The organism is Nocardioides ginsengisegetis, assembly GCF_014138045.1.
Taxonomy (GTDB): Bacteria; Actinomycetota; Actinomycetes; order Propionibacteriales; family Nocardioidaceae; genus Nocardioides; species Nocardioides ginsengisegetis.
Genome location: NZ_JACGXA010000001.1, coordinates 3,945,220 through 3,967,717, shown reverse-complemented (window position 1 = coordinate 3,967,717; position 22,498 = coordinate 3,945,220). Strand labels below are relative to the sequence as shown.

At 72.6% G+C, this 22,498-nt stretch carries 26 protein-coding genes; 19 read left to right on the top strand and 7 right to left on the bottom strand.

Annotated features, from left to right (window positions below; translation table 11 throughout):
* Positions 1-2 precede the first annotated feature (2 nt).
* Genes FB382_RS19280 through trxA form a run of 3 tightly spaced genes read right to left on the bottom strand, consistent with a single transcriptional unit; the run spans position 3 to position 1,267 of the window.
* Positions 3-605 (bottom strand): SACE_7040 family transcriptional regulator, encoded by a 603-nt coding sequence (locus FB382_RS19280; RefSeq protein ID WP_343055670.1) that lies wholly within the window; start codon positions 603-605, stop codon positions 3-5.
* A gap of 45 nt (positions 606-650) precedes the next feature.
* A complete protein-coding gene (locus tag FB382_RS19275; RefSeq protein WP_182541263.1) occupies positions 651-914 on the bottom strand; it encodes a metal-sensitive transcriptional regulator in 264 nt (87 codons plus the stop codon).
* The gene (gene trxA, locus FB382_RS19270; protein WP_182541262.1) at positions 914-1,267 is read right to left on the bottom strand and encodes a thioredoxin; all 354 of its coding nucleotides are present in this window, start codon (positions 1,265-1,267) and stop codon (positions 914-916) included. Before trxA ends, FB382_RS19275 begins: the two co-directional genes overlap by 1 nt.
* A gap of 98 nt (positions 1,268-1,365) precedes the next feature.
* Here trxA and FB382_RS21870 point away from each other — a divergent pair, with 98 nt between their 5' ends.
* From FB382_RS21870 to FB382_RS19220, 11 genes are all read left to right on the top strand, one after another.
* Entirely contained in the window at positions 1,366-1,674 is a 309-nt protein-coding gene (locus FB382_RS21870) for a rhodanese-like domain-containing protein (RefSeq protein ID WP_220481926.1), read from the top strand.
* Positions 1,671-3,023 (top strand): rhodanese-like domain-containing protein, encoded by a 1,353-nt coding sequence (locus tag FB382_RS19265; RefSeq protein WP_220481929.1) that lies wholly within the window; start codon positions 1,671-1,673, stop codon positions 3,021-3,023. Before FB382_RS21870 ends, FB382_RS19265 begins: the two co-directional genes overlap by 4 nt.
* Entirely contained in the window at positions 3,020-3,823 is an 804-nt protein-coding gene (locus FB382_RS19260; protein WP_343055669.1) for a sulfite exporter TauE/SafE family protein, read from the top strand. Before FB382_RS19265 ends, FB382_RS19260 begins: the two co-directional genes overlap by 4 nt.
* 66 nt (positions 3,824-3,889) lie before the next feature.
* Positions 3,890-5,968 (top strand): MMPL family transporter, encoded by a 2,079-nt coding sequence (locus FB382_RS19255; protein WP_343055668.1) that lies wholly within the window; start codon positions 3,890-3,892, stop codon positions 5,966-5,968.
* 47 nt (positions 5,969-6,015) lie between these two features.
* Positions 6,016-6,210 carry a hypothetical protein gene (locus tag FB382_RS19250; RefSeq protein ID WP_182541259.1) on the top strand — a complete coding sequence of 65 codons (195 nt, stop codon included), beginning with the start codon at positions 6,016-6,018 and terminating at the stop codon, positions 6,208-6,210.
* Positions 6,211-6,269: 59 nt separating this feature from the next.
* Positions 6,270-7,850 carry a carboxyl transferase domain-containing protein gene (locus tag FB382_RS19245; RefSeq protein WP_182541258.1) on the top strand — a complete coding sequence of 527 codons (1,581 nt, stop codon included), beginning with the start codon at positions 6,270-6,272 and terminating at the stop codon, positions 7,848-7,850.
* Positions 7,851-7,855: 5 nt separating this feature from the next.
* A complete protein-coding gene (locus FB382_RS19240) occupies positions 7,856-9,826 on the top strand; it encodes an acetyl/propionyl/methylcrotonyl-CoA carboxylase subunit alpha (RefSeq protein ID WP_182541257.1) in 1,971 nt (656 codons plus the stop codon).
* The gene (locus FB382_RS19235) at positions 9,823-10,749 is read left to right on the top strand and encodes a hydroxymethylglutaryl-CoA lyase (RefSeq protein ID WP_182541256.1); all 927 of its coding nucleotides are present in this window, start codon (positions 9,823-9,825) and stop codon (positions 10,747-10,749) included. Before FB382_RS19240 ends, FB382_RS19235 begins: the two co-directional genes overlap by 4 nt.
* Positions 10,750-10,774: 25 nt before the next feature.
* Positions 10,775-11,881, top strand: coding sequence for a hypothetical protein (locus FB382_RS19230; protein ID WP_182541255.1), 1,107 nt, complete (start codon positions 10,775-10,777; stop codon positions 11,879-11,881).
* Positions 11,878-13,026 carry a hypothetical protein gene (locus FB382_RS19225; protein WP_182541254.1) on the top strand — a complete coding sequence of 383 codons (1,149 nt, stop codon included), beginning with the start codon at positions 11,878-11,880 and terminating at the stop codon, positions 13,024-13,026. Before FB382_RS19230 ends, FB382_RS19225 begins: the two co-directional genes overlap by 4 nt.
* A complete protein-coding gene (locus tag FB382_RS19220; RefSeq protein WP_125036973.1) occupies positions 13,023-14,237 on the top strand; it encodes a hypothetical protein in 1,215 nt (404 codons plus the stop codon). Before FB382_RS19225 ends, FB382_RS19220 begins: the two co-directional genes overlap by 4 nt.
* Here the strand turns inward: FB382_RS19220 and FB382_RS19215 are convergent.
* A complete protein-coding gene (locus FB382_RS19215; protein WP_125036972.1) occupies positions 14,198-14,878 on the bottom strand; it encodes an EcsC family protein in 681 nt (226 codons plus the stop codon). The two genes, FB382_RS19220 and FB382_RS19215, sit on opposite strands and share 40 nt — an antisense overlap.
* A 37-nt stretch (positions 14,879-14,915) precedes the next feature.
* On the opposite strand from FB382_RS19215, the gene aat reads away from it, so the two are divergent.
* From aat to FB382_RS19200, 3 genes are all read left to right on the top strand, one after another.
* Positions 14,916-15,590 carry a leucyl/phenylalanyl-tRNA--protein transferase gene (aat, locus tag FB382_RS19210; protein ID WP_343055667.1) on the top strand — a complete coding sequence of 225 codons (675 nt, stop codon included), beginning with the start codon at positions 14,916-14,918 and terminating at the stop codon, positions 15,588-15,590.
* 71 nt (positions 15,591-15,661) lie between these two features.
* Positions 15,662-16,069, top strand: coding sequence for a hypothetical protein (locus tag FB382_RS19205; protein ID WP_182541253.1), 408 nt, complete (start codon positions 15,662-15,664; stop codon positions 16,067-16,069).
* Positions 16,066-16,518: a hypothetical protein gene (locus tag FB382_RS19200; protein ID WP_182541252.1), complete on the top strand. Its 453-nt coding sequence runs from the start codon at positions 16,066-16,068 to the stop codon at positions 16,516-16,518. The genes FB382_RS19205 and FB382_RS19200 overlap by 4 nt, the downstream gene beginning before the upstream one ends.
* 10 nt (positions 16,519-16,528) lie before the next feature.
* On the opposite strand, the gene FB382_RS19195 is transcribed toward FB382_RS19200, so the two are convergent.
* Together FB382_RS19195 and FB382_RS19190 are read right to left on the bottom strand one after the other, a co-directional pair.
* Complete coding sequence (locus FB382_RS19195) at positions 16,529-16,882, bottom strand: rhodanese-like domain-containing protein (protein ID WP_343055666.1); 354 nt, start codon at positions 16,880-16,882, stop codon at positions 16,529-16,531.
* Positions 16,879-17,745: a DNA-formamidopyrimidine glycosylase family protein gene (locus FB382_RS19190; RefSeq protein ID WP_182541251.1), complete on the bottom strand. Its 867-nt coding sequence runs from the start codon at positions 17,743-17,745 to the stop codon at positions 16,879-16,881. Before FB382_RS19190 ends, FB382_RS19195 begins: the two co-directional genes overlap by 4 nt.
* Positions 17,746-17,907: 162 nt before the next feature.
* Here FB382_RS19190 and FB382_RS19185 point away from each other — a divergent pair, with 162 nt between their 5' ends.
* Positions 17,908-18,162, top strand: coding sequence for a hypothetical protein (locus tag FB382_RS19185; protein WP_125036968.1), 255 nt, complete (start codon positions 17,908-17,910; stop codon positions 18,160-18,162).
* Between the two features lie 243 nt (positions 18,163-18,405).
* Positions 18,406-19,620 (top strand): ATP-binding protein, encoded by a 1,215-nt coding sequence (locus tag FB382_RS19180; protein ID WP_182541250.1) that lies wholly within the window; start codon positions 18,406-18,408, stop codon positions 19,618-19,620.
* A 10-nt stretch (positions 19,621-19,630) separates the two neighbouring features.
* Here FB382_RS19180 and FB382_RS19175 read toward each other — a convergent pair whose 3' ends face one another.
* Positions 19,631-20,128, bottom strand: coding sequence for a GNAT family N-acetyltransferase (locus tag FB382_RS19175; RefSeq protein ID WP_182541249.1), 498 nt, complete (start codon positions 20,126-20,128; stop codon positions 19,631-19,633).
* A gap of 78 nt (positions 20,129-20,206) precedes the next feature.
* Here FB382_RS19175 and FB382_RS19170 point away from each other — a divergent pair, with 78 nt between their 5' ends.
* Genes FB382_RS19170 through FB382_RS19160 form a run of 3 tightly spaced genes read left to right on the top strand, consistent with a single transcriptional unit; the run spans position 20,207 to position 22,323 of the window.
* A complete protein-coding gene (locus FB382_RS19170) occupies positions 20,207-20,578 on the top strand; it encodes a VOC family protein (protein WP_182541248.1) in 372 nt (123 codons plus the stop codon).
* Positions 20,579-20,594: 16 nt separating this feature from the next.
* Positions 20,595-21,374 carry a glycerophosphodiester phosphodiesterase gene (locus FB382_RS19165; protein ID WP_125036964.1) on the top strand — a complete coding sequence of 260 codons (780 nt, stop codon included), beginning with the start codon at positions 20,595-20,597 and terminating at the stop codon, positions 21,372-21,374.
* Positions 21,375-21,384: 10 nt separating this feature from the next.
* Positions 21,385-22,323: a DUF5926 family protein gene (locus FB382_RS19160; protein ID WP_182541247.1), complete on the top strand. Its 939-nt coding sequence runs from the start codon at positions 21,385-21,387 to the stop codon at positions 22,321-22,323.
* Positions 22,324-22,498: the final 175 nt, after the last annotated feature.

Genomic DNA, 22,498 nt, shown 5'->3' with positions numbered 1-22,498 from the left:
ACTCAGCGGGCGTCGGGGACGCCGAGCGCGCCGAGGGCCATCTGGCGGAGCAGGTCGTGCATGGGCAGGTCGGGCAGCAGGCCGCTGTGCGGGGTCGAGTTGATCAGGCCGAACGCCGCGTGCGCCATCGCCCGGGCGCCGTCCTGGTCGAGCTCGGCGTGGACCCGCCGGAGCTGTCCGGCCCAGAGGTCGACGTACTCCCGCTGGAGGGCCCGGACCCGCTCGCGGGCCTCGCTCGGCAGCGACTGCCAGTCGCGGTCCTGGACCACGATGAGCGGGCGGTGCCGCAGCGCGAAGTCGATGTGCCACTCCACGAGGGCGCCGATCGCCCCGGGGGCGTCCGCGGACTGCGCGACCCGCTGCTCGCCGACGGTGAGCAGCTCCTGGCTGATCGAGACCAGCATCTCGGCGAGCACGGCGTCCTTGGAGACGAAGTGCTTGTAGAGGGCGGGACCGGAGATCCCGCAGGCGGCACCGAGGTCGGCGACCGAGACGCCGTGGAAGCCGCGCGCCGCGAAGAGCTCGGCCGCCGTGGCGAGGATCTGCTCGCGACGGGTCGGCGGGGTCTCGGGCGGCGGCGCGCTGTCGGTCGCCTCGATGGTCACGCGATCTAGGTTAGCGGTCGTTAACGCACCCGGGAATCGAGTCGGCTACGCGAGGGAGAGGAAGAGCTTCTCCATCTTCTTCACGTCGAGGCTGTCGATGCCGTCGCCGCGGGTCAGGCACTGCTGCAGGCCGGTGGACACGATGGCGAAGCCGGCCCGGTCCAGGGCCTTGGAGACGGCGGCGAGCTGGGTCACGACGTCCTCGCACTCGCGGCCCTCCTCGAGCATCCGGAGCACGCCGGCCAGCTGGCCCTGGGCGCGCTTGATCCGGTTGATGACGGGTCCCATGTACTGCGGGTCGAGCTCCATCAGTCCTCCTGGGCGGCGCGTGCCTCGGCCATGTCGAGCTCGCGGACGGCGGTGAGCACCTGCGCGAGGGCCTCCTTGGGCAGGGCACCCGGCTGCGCGAAGACGAGGGTGCCCTCCTTGAAGGCCATGAGGGTCGGGATCGAGGTGATCTGCGCCGCCGCGGCGAGCTGCTGCTCGGCCTCGGTGTCGACCGACCCGAAGACCACGTCGGGGTTGGCGACCGCCGCCTCCTCGTAGATCGGGGCGAACTGGAGGCACGGACCGCACCACGACGCCCAGAAGTCGACGAGCACGATCTGGTTCTCCGTGACGGTCTGTTCGAAGTTCTCGGCGGTCAGGGTGATGGCACTCATGGATGGGTCCTCCTCGTCCTGGACTTGACGATACCCCAGGGGGTGTTATGTTGGAACCAATGTATACCCCTAGGGGTATTAACGGAAAGGGATGGACCATGCCGGAGATCGATGTCGACCAGCTCGCCGTGGCCCTGCGCGACGGTGCCCACCTCGTGGATGTCCGCGAGGCCGAGGAGTACGTCGCCGGACATGTGCCCGGGGCCCGGTTGGTGCCCCTCGGTCAGCTCCCCGTGCGGGTGAGCGAGCTCGACGCCGCCCGACCTGTCCACCTCATCTGTGCCTCCGGCAACCGCAGCCGGGTCGCCGCCGAGATCCTCGAGGACCGGGGCATCCCGGCCGTCAACGTGCGCGGGGGCACCACGGCGTGGGCGCGTTCGGGTCGCGACCTGGAGGTCGGCCGGTGACCCGTGACCTGACGATCCTGACCATCGAGACGCCCTCGCTGGGCGACCGCAGCTACCTGGTGCACGACGGCGAGGTCGCCTTCGTCGTGGACCCGCAGCGCGACATCGACCGCGTCCTGGCCCTGCTCGACGAGCACGGGGTGCGGCTGACCCACGTCTTCGAGACCCACATCCACAACGACTACGTGACCGGCGGCCTTGCCCTGGCACGGCACACGGGAGCGACGTACCTCGTCAACGAGGACGACGACGTCGCCTTCGAGCGCACGCCGGTGCGCGAGGGGTCGCGGATCCACGTGGGCGACCGCATGCGGGTCACGGCCGTGGCCACGCCCGGGCACACCTTCAGCCACCTGAGCTTCGTCCTCACCGACGGCGTGGACGACCTCGACGAGGCCTTGGCCGTGTTCTCGGGCGGGTCGCTGCTCTACGGCGACACGGGTCGACCCGACCTGCTCGGCGCCGAGCACACCCACGACCTTGTCCGCCACCAGTACGCCTCGGCCCGCAGGCTGGCGAGCCTGCTGCCCTGCGGGGCGAGCGTGCTCCCGACGCACGGGTTCGGGTCCTTCTGCTCGGCCACCCAGTCCGAGGCGACCGAGTCGACCATCGGTCGCGAGCGCGAGGTCAACCCGGTCCTGCGCCAGGACGAGGAGACCTGGGTGGACGAGCTGTTGGCCGGGCTGGACGCCTGGCCGGCGTACTACGCCCACATGGCGCCGGCCAACCTTGCCGGTCCCGCCGCGCCCGCCCTGGAGCCCCCGGCGCCGGCCGACGCCAAGGAGCTGCGCCGTCGGATCGCCGCCGGGGAGTGGGTCGTGGACCTGCGCCACCGGACCGCGTTCGCGCGCGGCCACGCGCCGGGCACCCTGAACTTCGGCCTCGAGGGCCCCTTCGTCACCTACCTGGGCTGGTTGATCCCGTGGGGGACGCCGCTCACGCTGCTGGCCGACCGGGCCGAGGACATCGCCGCGGCACAGCGCGAGCTGGTGCGGATCGGCATCGAGCGCCCGGCCGCCGCGGCGACCGGCGGCCCCGAGCGGTGGGCCGACCGGCTGGCCGGCTTCCCGACGGGGAGCTTCGCCGACCTCGCCCAGGTCCGCCACCACCGCGAGGTGGTGGTCCTCGACGTGCGTCGTGCCTCTGAGTTCGCCGAGGCCAGCCTCGACGGCGCCGTGAACATCCCCCTCCACGAGCTGCTCGACCGGATCGACGACGTGCCCGCCGGGGAGGTCTGGGTGCACTGCGCCGGCGGCTACCGGGCGTCCGTCGCAGCCTCCGTGCTCGATGCGGCCGGGCGCCGGGTCGTGGCCGTGGACGACACGTTCGAGAACGCGTTCAGCTCGTGATCGTTGCGCTCCTGGCTGCCGTGGCGGGTGTCGTCATCGGCCTCGCCCTCGGTGCCCTGGGCGGCGGTGGCTCGGTGCTGGCGGTGCCGGTGCTCGTCGCCCTGGGTCAGACGCCTCTGGAGGCGACCACCGGTTCGCTGGTCGTGGTCGGGACCAGCGCGACCCTGGGAGCGGTGGCCGCCCGACGCCGGGGCAACGTGCTCGTCGGGCGCGGCCTGGGCTTCGGTGCCGTCGCCCTGGGTGGTGCCTGGCTGGGTGCGCACCTGGCCGCTCGCGTCCCCGATCCGGTGCTCCTCGGCCTGTTCGCACTCCTCATGGTCGTCGTCGCGGTGTCGATGGTGCTGCGCGCGCGCCGCCCGCTCCCCGAGCCCGGCGACGCCGACGAGGAGCCGATCATCGGGCTCCACCCGTTCGTGTGCCGCTGCCCCCGTGCGCTCAAGGTGCTGGTGACGGCCACGGGCGTGGGGCTCCTCACGGGTTTCCTCGGGGTCGGCGGCGGCTTCGTCGTGGTCCCCGCCCTGGTGCTGGCCCTCGGCCTCGCTCCGCGCGTGGCCGGCGGCACCTCGCTGGTGGTGATCGCCCTCACCAGCGCCGCATCCCTGCTCTTCCGCGCCGGCTCAGGGGTCCACCCCGCCTGGGGCCTGGTGCTGCTCCTGGCCCTGGCGGCCTCGCTCGGCGCCGTGCTCGGCGCGCGGGTCGCCACCCGTGTCAACCAAGGCCGCCTGACCCGCGCCTTCGCAGGCGTGGTCCTCGCGGCCGCTCTCGTCACCTCCACCCAGGCCGTGCTCGCACACGGCTGACCCGAAAGGACCCCCATGCACCACGCCCTGCCCACCCCCGGACCCTTGGGACGCCTCGGTCTCTGGGTGGCCGAACACGCGCGCGGCACCATGCTCGTGTGGCTGCTCGTGGTCGTCGCCCTGGGTGCCTTCGCCCCCCGCGTCGAGGCCGAGCTGTCCGGTGCCGGCTGGCAGGCTGACGGCTCGGAGTCCGTCGCTGCCCGCGACCTGGCCCAGCAGCACTTCGGGGGCAACGCCAGCTCGGCGATCCAGGTCGTCGTGCATGCGACCGACGGGCAACCGGTCACCCAGGGGGCGGGCAAGCAGGTCCTGGCTGAGGCGACCCGGATGCTCGAAGCCGACTCCCGGATCGCCGAGGTCGTCCAGCCCCAGCCCGGCGCGACCCTGAGCAGGGACGGCTCCACCGCGATCCTCCTCGCCGGCGCCGGCGCGGACACCAACGAAATGGTCCGGGCCGCCACCGACCTCAAGGGCCCCCTGGAGGACCTCTCCGCCCGGGGCATCCAGGTCAACCCGACCGGGGCATCCCTGCTGTGGTCGGACTTCAACGAGGCCAACCTCAGCGCCATGCTGAAGTCGGAGATGTTCTCGTGGCCGGTGACGCTGGCGATCCTCGTCCTGGCGTTCGGTGCCCTGGTGGCCGCCGGTCTGCCGCTGCTCCTGACACTGTCGGGTCTGGTCGCCTCGGCCGGGTCGCTGGTGCTGATCAACCACCTCGTCCCGGTCTCGATCTGGGCGATGAACTTCGCCATGATGTTCGCGCTCGCCCTGGGCATCGACTACGCCCTCTTCCTCGTCGTCCGCTTCCGAGCCGCCAGGATGGGCGACCACGACTCCCCTCGGCAGGCGATCGCCGAGACGATGGACACCGCGGGCAAGGCCGTCCTGCTCTCGGGCGCCACGGTGCTCATCTCGCTGTCCGCGGTGATGCTCGTGCCCTCGCCCTCCTTCCGCTCGATGGCCGGCGGGATCATGCTGTCGGTCGTCTTCGTGCTGGCGGCCACCCTGACCCTGCTGCCCCTGGTCCTGTTCAGGCTCGATGAGCGGATCAACAAGCTCTCCCTGCCCTGGGTGCACACCGGCGAGCACGCCTCGCCGAAGTTCAAGGCGTGGGGCGAGCGCCTGTGGAGGCGCCCGGTGGCGTTCGGGCTCGCCTCACTGGTGGTGCTGCTTGCCCTGGCCGCCCCGGTCCTCGGGCTGAAGACGGCGATGCCCTCGATCAAGGTGCTGCCCGAGGATGCGTCCGCCCGGGTCGGCTACGACCTGGTGCAGCAGGGCTTCGGCGACGGCGCGCCGGGCACCCTGACGATCGTGACCGACAAGGCCGACGCCGCTGCGGCGAGCGAGGTCCTCTCCGGGGATCCCGGGGTGGCCGGCGCGCTGCCCCCGGCCCCCGCCGCCGACGGCACCGACCACGTCCTGATCCAGGCCGTCCCGACCGTCGACCCCTCTGACCCGACGCTGGGCGACACCGTCGACCGGCTGCGCGCCGACCTCCCGCCCTCGGCCGTCGTCGGGGGTGCCGCGGTGGAGAACCTGGACCTGAAGTCCCAGCTCGACGCCTCGACCCCGCTGGTGATCGGCGTGATCCTGACGCTCGGCTTTCTGTTGCTGCTCGTCGCCCTCCGGGCGCCGTTGATCGCGCTGCTCGGGACGCTGGCCAGCCTGCTCTCCACGGCCGCGGCCTTCGGTGTCGCCAGGCTGGTCTTCCAGGAGGGCTGGGGCGCGGGCTTCCTCGGCTTCGAGTCCCAGGGCTTCCTGGACGCCTGGGCCCCGGTGTTCTTCTTCGCGATGATCTTCGCCATCGCCATGGACTACACCGTCTTCCTGCTCGCCTCGGCCAAGGAGCACTACGAGCACACCGGAGACCCGAGGGACGCCATGGTGGGGTCGCTGGCCCACTCCGGCCGCGTCATCTTCGCGGCCGGGGCGGTCATGGTCGCGGTGTTCTTCACCTTCGCGCTCTCCGGGCCGCTGCCGCCCAAGGAGATGGGGATCGTCCTCGGGACCGCCGTCCTGCTCGACGCCTTCCTCGTCCGGCTCATCCTGCTGCCCGTGCTGCTCCGGCTGACGGGCAAGGCAGCATGGTGGGTCCCGGGCTGGCTGGCCCGGCTCCTGCCCGACATCCGCTTCTCCCACAGCTGACCGCCCCGCTCCCGACCGTCACCCACCTCCACAGAAGGAGAACCACCATGTGCCGAGCAGTCCGATGCAAGACCTGCAGCAAGACCACCTGGGCCGGTTGCGGCCAGCACGTCGCGCAGGTGAAGGCCGTCGTCCCGGCCGGTCAGTGGTGCAACGGCCAGCACTCGCCCGCCGAGAAGGCGGCCGCCAGCGGATCGAGCGGCGGCGGAGGCTTCTTCGGCAGGCTCTTCGGCCGCGGCTGAGCACCGCGGCACGGCCGGGCACATGGACGCACTGGTTAACGGTCGCTAACCTTAGCCCCGTGAGCCAGGACATGAGGGCGCTCGTCGACGAGCTGCGAGACCGGCTGGCCGTGGCCCGCCAGGGCGGCAGCGAGGCGGCCCGCACCAAGCACACCGACCGCGGCAAGCTGCTCGTCCGGGACCGGGTCGACCGGCTCCTGGACCCGGGAAGCCCCTTCCTCGAGCTCAGCCCGCTCGCGGCGACGGGGATGTACGGCGCCCCCGGTGCCCCCGTTGGCGAGGAGGCCGTCCCCAGCGCCGGCGTCGTGACCGGCATCGGCCGGGTGAGCGGCCGCGAGGTGGTGGTCGTGGCCAACGACGCGACCGTCAAGGGCGGCACCTACTACCCGATGACGGTCAAGAAGCACCTGCGGGCGCAGACCGTCGCGGCCGACAACCACCTGCCGTGCGTCTATCTCGTCGACTCCGGCGGGGCGTTCCTGCCGATGCAGGACGACGTCTTCCCGGACCGCGAGCACTTCGGGCGGATCTTCTTCAACCAGGCCAACCTGTCCGCGCAGGGCATCCCGCAGATCGCCAGCGTGATGGGCTCCTGCACCGCCGGCGGCGCCTACGTCCCGGCGATGTCCGACGAGACCGTCATCGTCAAGGAGCAGGGCACCATCTTCCTGGGCGGTCCGCCGCTGGTGAAGGCCGCGACCGGTGAGGTCGTGACGGCCGAGGAGCTCGGCGGCGGCGACGTCCACGCCCGCACCTCCGGCGTCGTGGACCACCTCGCCGAGGACGACGCCCACGCGCTCGCGATCGTGCGCAGCATCGTCGACACCTTCGAGCGCCCGGTCACCCGGTCGATCCCGGTGCACCCCGTCGAGGAGCCCCACGAGGACCCCGAGACGCTCTACGACGTCGTCCCGGCCGACACCCGCACGCCGTACGACGTGCGCGAGGTGATCCGCCGGGTCGTCGACGGCAGCCGCTTCCACGAGTTCAAGAAGCTCTACGGCGAGACCCTGGTCTGCGGGTTCGCCCGGATCTGGGGCCACCCGGTCGGGATCATCGCCAACAACGGCATCCTCTTCAGCGAGTCCGCGCTCAAGGGCGCGCACTTCATCGAGCTGTGCAACCAGCGCGGCGTCCCGCTGGTGTTCCTGCAGAACATCACCGGCTTCATGGTCGGCCGCGAGTACGAGAACCGCGGCATCGCCCGCGACGGCGCCAAGCTGGTCACCGCGGTCGCCTGCTCGGTGGTCCCGAAGTTCACCGTCGTCATCGGCGGCTCGTTCGGCGCCGGCAACTACGGCATGTGCGGGCGCGCCTACGACCCGCGCTTCCTGTGGATGTGGCCCAACGCCCGGATCTCGGTGATGGGTGGCGAGCAGGCGGCGTCGGTGCTGGCAACCGTCAAGCGCGACGGCATCGAGCTCAAGGGCGGCGAGTGGTCGGCCGAGGACGAGGAGTCCTTCAAGGCCCCGATCCGCGACCAGTACGAGGCGCAGGGCTCGCCCTACTACTCGACCGCCCGGCTCTGGGACGACGGTGTCATCGACCCCGCCGACACCCGCCGGGTGCTCGGCATGGGCCTGGCCGCCGCGTCGAACGCGCCGATCCCCGAACCCTCCTACGGCATCTTCAGAATGTGACGCGCATGTTGAACTCCGTCCTCATCGCCAACCGTGGCGAGATCGCGCTCCGCATCATCCGCGGCTGCCGGGCCGCGGGCCTGCGCAGCGTCGCGATCTACTCCGAGCTCGACCGCAGCGCGCCGCACGTCCGCGAGGCCGACGACGCCGTGCGCGTCGAGAGCTACCTCGACATCGACGAGGTGGTCCGCGCCGCCAAGACGTCCGGCGCCGACGCGATCCACCCCGGCTACGGCTTCCTGTCCGAGCGGGCCGCCTTCGCGCAGGCCGTCGAGGACGCCGGCATCAAGCTCGTCGGCCCCTCCGCGACCGTCATGGAGCAGATGGGCCGCAAGGACGCCGCGCGCGAGATCGCGGTCGCCGCGGGCGTCCCGGTGGTCCCTCGGGGGACCGGCGACGCGGGCGACGCGATGCAGTTCCCGGTCCTGGTCAAGGCTGCCGCCGGCGGCGGCGGCAAGGGCATGCGGATCGTCCGGGCCGAGACCGACTTCGAGGACGCCGTCGCGGCGGCCAAGCGCGAGGCCGCGTCGGCGTTCGGCGACGACACGATCCTGGTCGAGAAGTACGTCGAGCACGGCCGGCACATCGAGGTCCAGGTGCTCGCCGACGCCCACGGCAACGTCGTGCACCTCTTCGAGCGCGACTGCTCGACCCAGCGCCGCCACCAGAAGGTCCTCGAGGAGGCCCCGGCGCCCACCATCACCGACGACGTACGCCGCGTGGTGACCGAGTCCGCCGTCGCGCTGGCCGCCCACGTCGGCTACGAGAACGCCGGCACGGTGGAGTTCCTGCTCGACGACGACACCGGGGAGGTCTACTTCCTGGAGATGAACACCCGCCTCCAGGTCGAGCACCCCGTCACCGAGTCGGTCGTGGTCGTCACCACTCCGCACCAGCGGGCGACCGGGACGGCCGGGACGCCCGTCGACCTGGTCCGGCTCCAGCTCGCGGTCGCCGCGGGCGAGGAGCTGCCGTTCACCCAGGACGACGTGTCGGTGGTCGGGCACAGCATCGAGGCCCGGGTCTACGCCGAGGACCCGTTCCACGGGTTCCTGCCGCAGGCCGGCACCGCCTCGATCGTGCGCTGGCCCGACGCCGACGCGCCGGGCCGGCAGCGCAGCGCCGGGGTCCGGGTCGACGCGGCCCTCGAGAGCGGCAGCGTCGTCAGCACGTCCTACGACCCGATGCTCGGCAAGATCATCGTCACCGGCGCCGACCGCGAGGCCGCCCGCCGCGGCCTCGTCGCCGCCCTCGACGACACCGCGATCCTCGGGCTGACCACCAACCTGGGCTTCCTCCGGGCGCTGGCGGCCAGCGACGAGTTCCGCGACGCCACCATCGACACCGCCTGGCTGGACACCGCCGAGGTCCCCGCTCCCGCCGCCGACACGGCTCGGGTGATCGCGGCCTGGACGCAGGCCATGCTGGTCGCGACCGACGCCGGGCACCCGTTCCAGGCCGACGGCTGGCGCTCGGCGGGGCCGTCCGCGCCGGTGATCGTCGAGCTGGACCGGCCGGTCACCGTCGACCGTGCCCGCGGCGTCGTCGACGACGGCACGACCGTGCACGAGGTCACCGAGCTGCTGGCCGAGCTGCACACCGTGGTGCTCACCATCGACGGCCGCCGCGAGCGCGCGGTCGTCAACGTGCAACCGCACGTCGTGGAGGTCGCTCACTGCGGCCACCGCCACGTCTTCGAGCGTCCCGACGTCTTCGGCGACCACGCCGCCGACCTCGGCGACGGCACGATCCTCTCCCCGATGCCCGGCACCCTCCTCGACGTCCGCGTCACCGAGGGCCAGGCCGTCGCCGAGGGCGACGTCCTCGGCGTGATGGAGGCGATGAAGATGGAGCTCAGCCTCAAGGCCCCCTTCGCCGGCACCGTCACCGCCGTCGAGGCCGCGACCGGCGACCAGGTCGCCCTCGGAGCGCGTCTCTTCCACGTCGAGGCGGACGGCACGGGGGAGGACGCATGAGGACCCCCACCGTCGTCCCCGCCGCGGGGCTCCCCGAGCGGGTCACGATCTACGAGGTCGGCCCCCGCGACGGGCTCCAGAACGAGAAGGCGCTCGTCCCCACCGAGGTGAAGGCCGCATTCATCGAGCGGCTCCTCGACGCGGGTCTCCCGATCGTCGAGGCGACCAGCTTCGTGCACCCGAAGTGGGTGCCCCAGCTCGCCGACGCCGCCGACCTGATGACGCGTCTGGGCGCGCAGGGCCAGGACCTCCCGGTCCTCGTCCCCAACGACCGCGGCCTCGACCGGGCCCTCGAGCTCGGCTGCAGGCACATCGCGATCTTCGGCTCGGCCACCGAGACCTTCGCGCAGAAGAACCTCAACCGCAGCCTCGACGAGCAGTTCGCGATGTTCGAGCCCACCGTCACCCGCGCGCGGGCCGCCGGTCTCGACGTACGCGCCTATGTCTCGATGTGCTTCGGCGACCCCTGGGAGGGCGGCGTGCCGGTCGAGCAGGTCGTCAGCGTGGGCAAGCGGCTCTTCGACCTCGGCGCCAGCCAGCTCAGCCTCGGCGACACGATCGGCGTCGGCACCGCCGGCCACGTGACGGCCCTGCTCGACGCGTTCGTGGCAGCGGGGATGGGCACCGACCAGCTGGCGATGCACTTCCACGACACCTACGGGCAGGCCCTGACCAACACGTACGCCGCGCTACAGGCCGGGATCACCACCTTCGACGCCAGCGCGGGCGGGCTCGGGGGCTGCCCCTACGCCAAGAGCGCCACCGGCAACCTCGCGACCGAGGACCTCGTGTGGATGCTGACCGGGCTCGGGATCGAGCACGGCGTCGACCTCGAGAAGGTCGTCGCGACCAGCGCGTGGATGGCCGGCCAGCTCGGGCGGCCGAGCCCGTCCGCGGTGGTGCGGGCCCTGGCCACGGCGTGAGGCGGCGTACGGCAGAATCCACCCCATGAGTCGGGTCGTCCACCTGCACATCGGTGCTCCCAAGACCGGCACGACCTATCTGCAGGACCGGCTCTCGCTCAACGCGAAGTCGCTGGCCCAGCACGGCGTGCACTTCCCGACCCGCTCGCCGCTGGTCAGCCCCGGCCTCTTCCACTTCCGGGCGGCCCTCGACCTGCTGGGCCAAGACTGGGGCGGCGCCCCCGGCCACGCCCGCGGCAGCTGGGACGCGCTCATCCGGCGGGTCAACAAGCGCAGCGGCACGGTCGTGATCAGCCACGAGATCCTGGCCCCGGCCTCGCCCGAGAAGGTCGCCCGCGCGATGCGCGACCTGCGGGGCAGCGAGGTCCACATCGTCTACTCCGTGCGCGACCTCGCCCGCCAGATCCCCGCGGCCTGGCAGGAGAGCATCAAGCAGGGCCGCAAGTGGAGCTACCGCCGCTACCTCAACCGCATCGAGCGCGGCGACGCGTGGTTCTTCCGCGCCTTCGACATCCCCAACGTGCTCAGCACGTGGGGCGACGGCATCCCGCCCGAGCGGATCCACGTCGTCACGGTCCCCCAGAAGGGCAGCACCCAGCGCAGCGGCGGCGAGCTGTGGCTGCGGTTCTGCGAGGCCTTCGGCATCGACCCCGCCTGGGCGCCCCAGGACAGCACGGCCACCAACCGGTCGCTCGGCATCGCCGAGACGCAGGTGATCCGCCAGCTCAACCGCCGCATGGAGCGGGCCACCCGTCGTGAGGCGGAGTACGACGGCCTGATCCGCCAGATGCTGGCCCAGGACCAGTTGGTCAACCGGGACTCCGCCGCGGTCCGGTTGCCGCCGCGGCGCTTCCCGTGGGTGCTGGAGCGCACCGAGGAGTGGATCGACTGGGTCCGGGCCAGCGGCGTCGACGTCATCGGCGACCTGGAGGACCTGCGCCCGGTCGTCCCCGCCGAGGACGACGTCTTCGTGCACCCCGACAAGGTCGGCGCCAAGAAGCAGCTCAACGCCGCGATCGACGCCCTCGCGGCGATGACCTTCGAGGCCGCCAGCCGGCCCGACCCCGAGCGCCAGCTGGTGCAGCGGGTCCGGGCCCAGGCCCGCCGGCTCCGCTCCCCGGGCGGCTCGTGAGCCTCGGCGCGGCCCACGAGGACACCCCCGGCGTACGCCGTGCCTGGGCGTGGGTGACTCACCTCCGTGCCGGCGGCACCACCGCCTGGCGGGACTGGGCCGTCGAGGGCGAGGCGCGCGGGCGGATCCTGCCCGGGGCCCAACAGCTCGAGCTCCTGCGCCGGCTCAACGAGGCGGGCCGTCCGAGCGCGGACCTGACCGCGCGCGTGCTCGACGCGTCCGCTCCCGGCCGCGGCCGGCCGGACCTCGAGCTCGTCGGCGTCATCGACCACGCGGCGTTCGGGCCGCCGCCGGTCGACCCGGCCGACCTCCCCGACGACGAGCTGATCCGGGTCGCCACCAGCGTCCTGGCCGACGACGTGGTCGCCGCCGGACTGCCCCGGGCGCGCCCGCGCAGGACGCTCCAGCGTCCGTGGCGCACCCGCTACCGCTTGGTCGGAGACCCGTGGGTGGCCGACCCGGTCCGCGCCGAACTGATCCGCCGCGGCCGGCCGCCGGGCGGACGCGGCTGCGTCGTCCTGGTGGTGGGCCGCTCCGTCGACCGGATGGTCGTGGACGCCTGGACCCACCGCAGCCTCACCGAGGGCGGCCCCGACTGGGGCGACTGGCTGGACTCGGTCACCCACCAGCCCGGCCTGCCGCCCCGCGTCGACGTCCTGGCGCACGCGCGGCGCTGGTCCGACCGGATCGGCACGCCCCGCGTGCAGGTCGTCCTCGACCCGGCCCTGCTCCCGGGTCTCACCGGCACCCGCAAGCCGCTCCCGGCGCCGCTGGAGCTGTCCGCCGACGCCACCGACCTGGCCCGCCGCACCGCCGCCGTCCTGGGCCTCCTCGTCGTGCCGAGCCGCCGCGCGGCCCTGCTGCGGGACACCCTGCGGCCGCGGCTCGCGGCCGACGACGGCCCGCCCCTCGTCGTGCCCCCGGAGCACGCGGAGTGGCTGCGTCGTCGCGCCACGCGGATGCGGGCCCAGCTGCTCCGCGCTGGCTACGCTGTCCACGGCGATCCGGACGCGTTGCTGCCCCGGGACCGGCCGGGCGTGACCGCACCCGCGGACGCCGGCGTCCTGGCGCTGGCGCTGCGGCTGCTGCTGGAGGGTGACCGCGACGGGCGCGGTCCGCAACGAGACGGGGGAGAGACGGCGTGAGCAAGCGGGTCCTGCTGCACGTCGGCACCCCCAAGACCGGCACGTCCTACCTCCAGGACGTGCTCTTCCGCAACAAGCGGACCCTCGGCGAGGCCGACCTGCTCTACCCCGCCGACCGGTTCGACGCGCACTTCCTCGCCGCCCTCGACCTGATGCGGCTGCCCTGGGGCGGCCTGGAGACCGAGGCGATCGGCGCCTGGGAGCGGCTCGCCGAGCAGGTACGCCGCTGGGAGGGCACCGCCGTCATCAGCCACGAGATCCTGGCCACCGCCTCGCGGGCCCAGGCCGGGCGGGCGCTGGAGTCGCTGGGCCACCGGGACGGCACCGAGGTGCATCTCGTGCTGTCGGTGCGGGACCTGGTCCGCCAGATCCCGGCGGAGTGGCAGGAGAACGTCAAGCACCGCTCCACGATCAGCTACGCCAGCTTCCTCGACCAGATCCGGGACCCGGCCCGCGAGAGCCGGATCGCCAACTGGTTCTGGGGTGTCCAGGAGGTCCCGGACATCCTGGACCGCTGGGGCCACGACCTGCCGCCGGAGCGGATCCACCTCGTCACGGTCCCGCCGCCGGGCGGCCCGCGCGACCTCCTGTGGCGGCGTTTCTCCGGCACCTTCGGGCTCGACGGGCTCGACCTTGACCTCGAGGCCGAGCGTGCCAACCCCTCGATGGGCGTCCCCGAGACCGCCCTGCTCCGCCGGATCAACCGGTCGGTCAACCGGGTGCTCGAGCCGCCCGACTACCGCCCGCTCGTGCGCGAGCTGCTCGCCCACCAGACGCTGTCCCAGCGCACGGCGTCACCGCGGCTGGCCCTGCCACCCGACGTGCACCCGTGGGCGCAGGAGGTCTGTGCGTCCTGGATCGAGGAGATCAAGGCGCGCGGCTACGACGTGGTCGGCGACCTCCAGGACCTCATCGGCCCCGAGCCGCCGACCCGCTTCGCCGACCCCGACCAGCCCAACGAGCGCCAGGTCGCCGGTGCCGCCGTCGACGCCGTCCGGGCGCTGCTGCTGGAGAACGCCCGGCTGCGGCAGTCCGAGGAGCGCCTCGGGCGCGAGCTCGACGAGACCCGGGCCGCGCTGTCGCGCTCCTACCTGCGACCGACGTACCGCCTCCGCGAGAAGCTCGTACGCCGGCTCCAGACCGGCCGGGCCGGCCGCGGGCTGCTGAAGGTCTACCGCCGCGCGCGCGGCAGGAGCTCCTTGTCCGCGTAGCGGCCGATCCGCCAGGTCGCATAGCCGTCGGCGCCCATGCCGACCAGGCCGCCCACGACCGGCACCCGGCGCCCGACCGTGATCGCGAGCCGCTTGCCGGCGACCTTCGTGATCAGGTCGGAGGCGACCTCGGCGGAGATGATCCGGTCCAGGTCGGGATCGTGCGCGGGCGCGGTGGCCAGCGCCATCGGCGGTGCGGGCAGCTTGCGCGCCTTGACCAGGGCGTTGACCTTGTCCTCGCCGAGCAGCGAGGTCAGGACGGCGTTGCGGACGCGCGGGTCGTCGAGGTCGTAGCCGCGCAGGTGCGCGATGCCGGCGATCATCCGGCACTGCACCAGGGCGAGCCCCGAGATGTTGGCCGGGATCGTGACCGCGGCGGTGACCAGGCCGCCGATGTTGGTGACGAAGCCCTGGGCGCCGGCGTAGCGGACGTGGTTCTCGATCACCTCGTGGACCGCGCGGTCGACGTTGCCGCGCTGCTCGGCGAGCTGCTTGTCGGCCGCCTTCGCCGCCGGCGGGAACGGCCCGCCGCCGTGGATGGCCCGGTGCAGGGCCTCCCGCACGAACGACGTGGTCAGGCCCGGCGCCACCTGGGTGATGCGCGGTGCCACCTGCTTGCCGAGGCTGCCCTTGATGCTCATGCCGCGATCCTACGGAGGCGACCACTACCGTGGCGGCGTGCCCGTCGAGCCGCCCCCGTCCGCCTGGTCCTTCGGCGACCCCACGTCCTTCGACGACCTCGACGACCTGGTGGCGATCGGCGCCGACCTGGCCCCGGGCACGCTGCTCGCGGCCTACCGGCACGGGCTCTTCCCGATGCCCTCCGGGACGCCGGGCGACCCGATGTACTGGTTCTCGCCGGTCCACCGCGGCGTGCTGCCGCTGGACGGGCTGGTCGTCTCCCGGTCGCTGCGCCGTGCCTGCCGTGACCACGAGATCCGCGTCGACACGGCCTTCGCCGAGGTCCTGGACGCCTGCGCCGACCCGCGGCGCGACTCCGGCTGGATCGACGAGGACATCCGGGCCGCCTACACGCGGCTGCACGACCTCGGCTGGGCGCACTCGGTGGAGGCCTGGCGCGACGACCGGCTGGTCGGTGGCCTCTACGGCGTCGCGATCGGCGGGCTCTTCGCCGGGGAGTCGATGTTCCACCGCGAGCGGGACGCCTCGAAGGTCGCCCTGGTCGGCCTCGTCGAGCGGCTGCGCGACAGGTATGCGGACGACCGGGTCCTGGACGTGCAGTGGTGCACGCCTCACCTGGCGACCCTGGGGGTGATCGAGGTGCCCCGGGCGGCGTACCTTCGACGTCTGCCCGTTGCCCTCGCGGTGCCGGCCGCCGAGGCTTTCGCCTGACCGGCGGTGCATGAACGCCGCGGGATGGGGCAGGGTGACGTACTGACGGACCAACCTTGAGGAGACCCCCCATGAAGCACGCCCTGATCGCCGCCAGCCTCGTGCTCGTGGCCGGCACCGCCGTCGGCTGCGGCGACGGTGGGAGCGGCGGTGCCCCCTCGGACGCCTCCGAGAAGGAGTTCTGCGCCAACTTCGAGTCGATCGCCAAGGACATCACCGCGCTGGGTGCCGACGCCAAGCCCGCCGACATCGTCAAGGCCCTCAAGGACGCCGGCACCAAGCTCGAGGACACCGGCACGCCGAAGGGCATCTCCGACGACGAGCGCAAGGGCTTCGAGCTGGAGGTCCAGAAGATCGGCGAGCTGCCCGACGACGCCAGCACCGAGGACGTCTCCAACCTCGCCGAGGACCTCAGCAAGGACGAGCAGGCGCAGGTGCAGGCCTTCGACGACTACGTCTCGAAGACGTGCCAGCAGTGACCGTCCGATCGCGCGTCGCGCTCGCGGCCTCCGCCCTGGTCCTCGCCGCCTCGCTGACCGCCTGCGGCGACGGTGGCGGCAACAAGGCCTCCGACGCACCGGCGACGGCGTCCAAGGACGAGTTCTGCACGGCGTACAACAGCCTCTTCGACGCCTTCAAGGACAACACGTCCGCGCCCTCGGACAGCGAGACCGTCAAGGCGATCAAGGACTGGGCCGCCAAGATGAAGGAGACCGGGACGCCGGAGGACATCCCCGACGACGCGCGCCGGGGCTTCGAGGCGATCATCGACACGGTCGCCAAGATCAAGGACGACGCCACCCAGGACGAGATCAAGGCGCTCACCGGGGCGCTGAACAGCTCGGACCAGAAGGACACCGAGGCGTTCGGCACCTGGGCCACCGACCTGTGCCCGCTGCCGCTGCCCTCGTCGCCGTCCAGCCCCTGAGGGCCCTCGGTCAGACCACGTGGGGGTCGGCGCCGGACTCGCTCACCATCGAGCGTCCGGCGTCGGCCCACTCGACCATCCCGCCGTCGAGGTTGACCGCGTCGATGCCCTGCTGCACGAGGTAGCCGGTCGCCTGGGCCGACCGCCCGCCGACCCGGCACACCACCAGGGTCTGGCCCTCCGGCAGCTCGGTGAGCCGCTGCGGCAGGTCCATCAGCGGGATGTGCACGGCCCCGTCGATGTGGCCGTGCTGCCACTCCACGGGCTCGCGGACGTCGAGCACCACGAGGCCGTCCGGGATCGGGTCCGGGACGCCGTCGACGGTCACGGTGGGGATCTGCTGGTGCATGGGTCTCCCGATCACTTGAGGAGCTTGGACATCCGGCGGTCCGCGAGGGGCTTGCCGCCGGTCTGGCAGGTCGGGCAGTACTGCAGGCTGGAGTCGGCGAACGACACCTCCCGCACGATGTCACCGCACACCGGGCAGGCCTGTCCAGTCCGACCGTGCACGGCGAGGTTGGACTTCTTCTCGCCCTTCAGCTCGCTGGCGTGCAGCCCGCGCGAGCGCTCGACGGCGGCGCCGAGGGTGTCCCGGATCGCGGCGTAGAGGGTCTCCAGCTCGCCGTCGTCGAGGCCGCCCGCCGGCTTGTACGGCGACATGCGCGCCGCGTGCAGGATCTCGTCGGAGTAGGCGTTGCCGATGCCGGCGATGGTGCCCTGGTGGCGCAGCACCCCCTTGAGCTGCTTGCGGCCCTCGCGCTGGAGGATCTCGCGCAGCACGTCGATCGTGAACGACTCGACCATCGGGTCGGGGCCGAGACTGGCAATGCCCGGCACGTCGAGGGGGTCGCGGACGACGTACATCGCCAGGCTCTTCTTGGTGCCGGCCTCGGTGATGTCGAGCCCGGCGTCGTTGTCCAGGACGATCCGGACGGCGAGGGGGTTCTTGGTGCTCGGCTTGGGCGGGATCGTGGGCACCTCGTCGCGCCAGCGGATCCAGCCGGCGCGTGCGAGGTGCAGGCACAGGTGCAGCCCCGAGGCGTGGATGTCGAGGAACTTGCCGTGCCGCGTCACGTCGTCGACCAGCGTCCCCTCGAGCGCGGACAGCGGCGGGTCGAAGGTCTTGAGCGCGCTGAACGCCGCGATGTGGACCTTGACGATCGCGCGGTCCTGGAGCCGGCCCTTCAGGTCGAGGGCCAGGGCTTCCACCTCGGGCAGCTCGGGCACGGGCGCCAGTCTAGGTGGGTGTCGCCGGTGCACGTGATCGTTCAATTGCTGGGAATGGCACCGGTTCGCGGCCGGAACAGGTGTCAAACCGCGCAATTGAACGATCACGAGCGGGCCCCGGAACTGCTGACAAACGTTGTGACACGGGGGGATGATGGGGACATGGCCACCGCACGACCGCTGCCGGAGGCGGGCTCGATCTTCCTCGACGCCCGCGGTGGCGACCGCGCGCTGCGGGTCTCCTGGCACCACGAGTCAGGTCTGGTCGTGCTCTCCCTCTGGCGCGACAACGTCTGCGCCGGGTCGTTCCGGCTGGCCGTCGACGAGGTGCCCGAGCTGATCAGCATGCTGCGGGCCGGGCTCGACACGGCGTACGAGCGGGTGCTCACCCAGCCCGTCGCGCACCGCACCGCCTGACGGCCGACCACGCTCGGCGCGACACGATCGCCCTCACTAGCTCAATCTAAGGTCGACCGTAGAGTCCGGGATACGGTCTTAGGCGTGACTCCTCACCCGGCGCTCTGCTGCGCGCCGCCCCCTGGGCACCTGGACTGCGTTGTCGTCGGTCGCCGGGACTCCGTCCCGCCTCCCTCCTCCGCCTTGCCAGGCACTCCAGGGGACGACGCTCGCGACGTCCGCCGGTAAGGAGGCACGCCTTTCATGGACCCGATCCGCAACCCGTACGCCCCCGGCGCCGGACAGCGCCCGCCGGAGCTGGCGGGCCGTGACGAGCAGCTCTCGGCCTTCGAGGTCGTCCTCGAGCGCGTCTCCCGCGGCCGCCCGGAGCGCAGCCTGGTCCTGACCGGGCTGCGTGGGGTCGGCAAGACCGTCCTGCTCAACGCGCTCCGCAGCGCCGCCGTACGACGCCACTGGGGCACCGGCAAGCTCGAGGCGCGACCCGACCAGGGGCTGCGCCGCCCCCTGTCCGGCGCCCTGCACCAGGCCGTGCGCGAGCTCGGCCACCCCCAGGCCGACGACGTCGACCACGTCCTCGGAGTGATCCGCTCCTTCGCCCAGCGCGACGCGGGCGCCAACGCCAAGCTGCGCGACCAGTGGAGCCCGGGCATCGAGGCGCCCGCCGTCCGCGGCCGGGCCGACTCCGGCGACATCGAGATCGACCTGGTCGAGCTGCTCACCGACCTCGGCGGGCTCGCGGCCGACGTCGGCAAGGGCGTGGCGATCTTCATCGACGAGATGCAGGACCTCGGGCCCGACGACGTCTCGGCCCTCTGCGCGGCCTGCCACGAGATCAGCCAGTCCGGTCTCCCGGTGATCGTGGTCGGCGCCGGCCTGCCGCACCTCCCGGCGGTCCTCAGCGCCAGCAAGTCCTACTCCGAGCGGCTCTTCAAGTACCAACGCATCGACCGGCTGGCCCGCGACGCCGCCGACCGGGCGCTCAGCACCCCCGCCGAGGACGAGGACGCCGCCTACACCGCCGACGCCCTCACCGCGATGTACGCCGCCACCGGCGGCTACCCCTACTTCATCCAGGCCTATGGCAAGGTCGTCTGGGACCTGGCCACCTCCTCGCCGATCACCGCCGACGACGTCGCGGTGGCCGCGCCGCAGGCCGAGGCGGAGCTGGCGGTCGGGTTCTTCGGCAGCCGGTTCGAGCGCGCCACGCCCGGCGAGCGGGAGTACCTCCACGCCATGGCCGACGCCGCCGTCGCGATCGCCGAGAAGGGCGAGGAGGAGCTCGACGACATCCAGAGCGTGCCGACCGCCGACGTGGCGGCCGCGCTGGGCAAGAAGCCGCAGTCGCTCTCCCCGGCGCGCGACTCGCTGCTCAAGAAGGGGCTGATCTACTCCGGCGAGCGCGGCCGGATCGCGTTCACCGTGCCGCACTTCGGGCGCTACCTGCTCGAGCACGCCTGAGGCGACAACCTCAGCGCGCCTCGAGCTGGACCTCGGCCTCGGTCTCGCCGACCTTCGCGAAGCCCAGCCGCTCGTAGAGCGCCCGCGCCCGCGGGTTGTCCTTCTCGACGCTGATCCGCGCCGGGACTCCCGCCGCCCGCGCCTCGACGAGGAACTGCTCGATCAGGTGCGTCCCGATGCCGTGCTGCTGGTGGGCCGGCAGGAGCTGGATCCCCGCGAGCTCGCGGTGGTCCGGCGCCCGCACCACCCGCAGCCTCCCGGCCCGCTCGCCCTCGATCTCGATGACGTACGTCGTGCTGTGCTCCAGGTCGGCCGGCCGCACCGCGCCCACCTGCTCGGCGGTCCACGCCGCGAAGCCGCTGCGGAACTCGTGCTCGTCGAAGTCCTCGGGCACCCGCCCCTGCGCGATGGTCGCCACCAGCACCACGTCGGTCAGGAAGCCGACGTCGTGCGCGGTCGCCTCGCGCAGGTGCACGGACGGCTGCGGCGTCACCGGGTCGAGGCTCACTCGCGCACCGTACGTCGCGCCCCGTCCCGCTAGCATCCGTTTGCCGACATCGCCACGGTCACGGTCACGGGAGACTCCATGAACATCGTCCAGATCGCCCAGCACGCCGAGGACCTCGAGCGCGCGACCGCGTTCTACGCCGACCTCCTCGGGACGTCGCCGCGCGCGACCTACGACCCGCCGGGCCTGGTCTTCTTCGACCTCGGCGGGGTCCGGCTGCTGCTCGACCGGGTAGCTCCGAGCGCGCTGCACTACCTGGCCGTCGACGACATCGACGCGACGGTCGGGCGGCTGCGTGAGGCAGGGGTGGCCGTGGAGAGCGAGCCGCACGTCATCTTCGGCCACGAGGACGACACGCTCGGCCCGGCCGGCACCGACGAGTGGCAGGCCTTCGTCCGCGACTCCGAGGGCAACCTCGTCGGCCTCGTCGAGCAGCGCGTCCGTTCCTGACCGCCGGGACATCACCGTGCGACCCCAGGTCGTCGCCCATCGCGGCGCCAGCCACGACAACGCCGAGCACACCCTCGGTGCCTACATCGCCGCGCTCGACGCGGGTGCCGAGGCGCTCGAGTGCGACGTACGCCTGACGGCCGACGGCCACCTCGTCTGCGTGCACGACCGCGACCTGCGGCGTACGGCGAGCACGCGGGGTCTCGTGTCCACGATGGAGCTCGCCGACCTCGACCAGCTCGACTTCGCGTCGTGGAAGAACCCCTGGGCCGACCTCGACGAGGAGCGTCCGGAGCGTGACACCGACCTCGACAAGGTGCTCACCCTGCGCAAGCTGCTCGAGACGGTGGCCGACTACGACCGGCACGTCGAGATCGCGATCGAGACCAAGCACCCCACCCGCTACGGCGGGCTGGTCGAGCGCCGGGTCGTCGACATGCTCAAGCACTTCGGCTGGGACCGGCCCGGCTCGCCGGCCCGGGTCATGTCGTTCTCGTTCACCGCGCTGCAGCGGGTCGAGCGGATGGCGCCCGACGTGCCGCTGGTGATGCTGGTCGAGAAGGCCCACCACTGGCCGATGCTGCGCCGCGCCATCGGGCCCGACTGGATCGTGGGCCCCGGCATCGAGGAGCTCACCGAGCACAAGAAGCTCGGCCGCCGGATCGCCGCCGCCGGCCACGACCTGCACGTGTGGACCGTGAACACCCCCGAGCAGCTCGCGCTGTGCCAGGACCTCGGGGTCAAGGCGGTCATCACCGACCGCCCGGCGTACATGCTGGAGCTGCTCGGCGTATAGGTTTCGCCGCATGGCGAAGCGCTCCCGCACCAAGGCCCGTGACACTGAGACCACCCCCGGCGAGGTCGGTCCCCGCCAGCCCTGCCCGTGCGGGTCGGGCCGGCGCTACAAGGCGTGCCACGGTGCGCCGGGCGGTGCCCCGGACGTGTTCGTCGGCCGGCCGTTCCAGGGCCTGCCGTCCGAGTGCGACGTCGTCGCGCTGCGCGAGCTGGTCCCGGCCGCGACCGCACCGCTCACCCTGAAGGACGGCGTCGGCGACGGTCGACCCGTCCAGCTCTGCTCGCTGCTGCCGATGGCCGCGCCCGCGATGGTCCGCGACAGCGGGCAGATCTGGCTCGGCCTCCAGGTCCAGCACAACTTCGGCGACCCTGCCCGCGACCTCGGCGCGGTGCTGCTCAAGGCGTTCGAGTCCGAGCCCGGCATCGTCGGCCTCACCGACGCCCCCGGCGAGGGCCCGCGCCTCCAGGACCTCGTCGAGGGCGACAGCCTCGACGTGACCGTCCACGACGGCTTCGACTACTGGATCGCCGATGTCGACGACAAGGAGTCGATGGCGGCCGCGCTCGAGCAGGCCAACACCGCCGCCTCCCCGACCGCGCGGCTCGCGAGCGTCGAGGCGGCGTACTGGACCAACGTCGGCTCCAAGGAGCACCTGCGCTGGGTGATGCCCGAGCCCGAGAACGAGCTGCTCGACGCCCTCGCCCGCCTGCACGCCGCCGGCAAGGACGTCGTCGCGGAGGGATCGCGCTTCGTCGGGATGTTCCGCGCCCACGGCCTGCTCGCGCCCGTCTGGGACCTCCCGGTCGGCACCGGCGCGGCTGTCCTCGAGGAGCCGGCAGCCCGGTTCGCGGCCGACCTCGCCGAGGCGCTGGCCGACACCTCCGACCTGACCGCCGAGCAGCGGGCCGCCCGCTCGGGCCTGGCCAACCGGCAGGTCACGATCCGCTAGCGCGGCTCCGGCTGGCAGGTGGCCGGCAGGTGAACGGCCACTTTGTCGTGGATCACGCCAGATTGGTCGGACCTGCAGGTTGTGGTCCCCGGGTGGGTCCCGTAGTTTTGTAGTTGCCCGGTCGTTGTTGTGTCCCCCGTCGACAACGGCCGGGCTTTCACATTTCCTCACACCC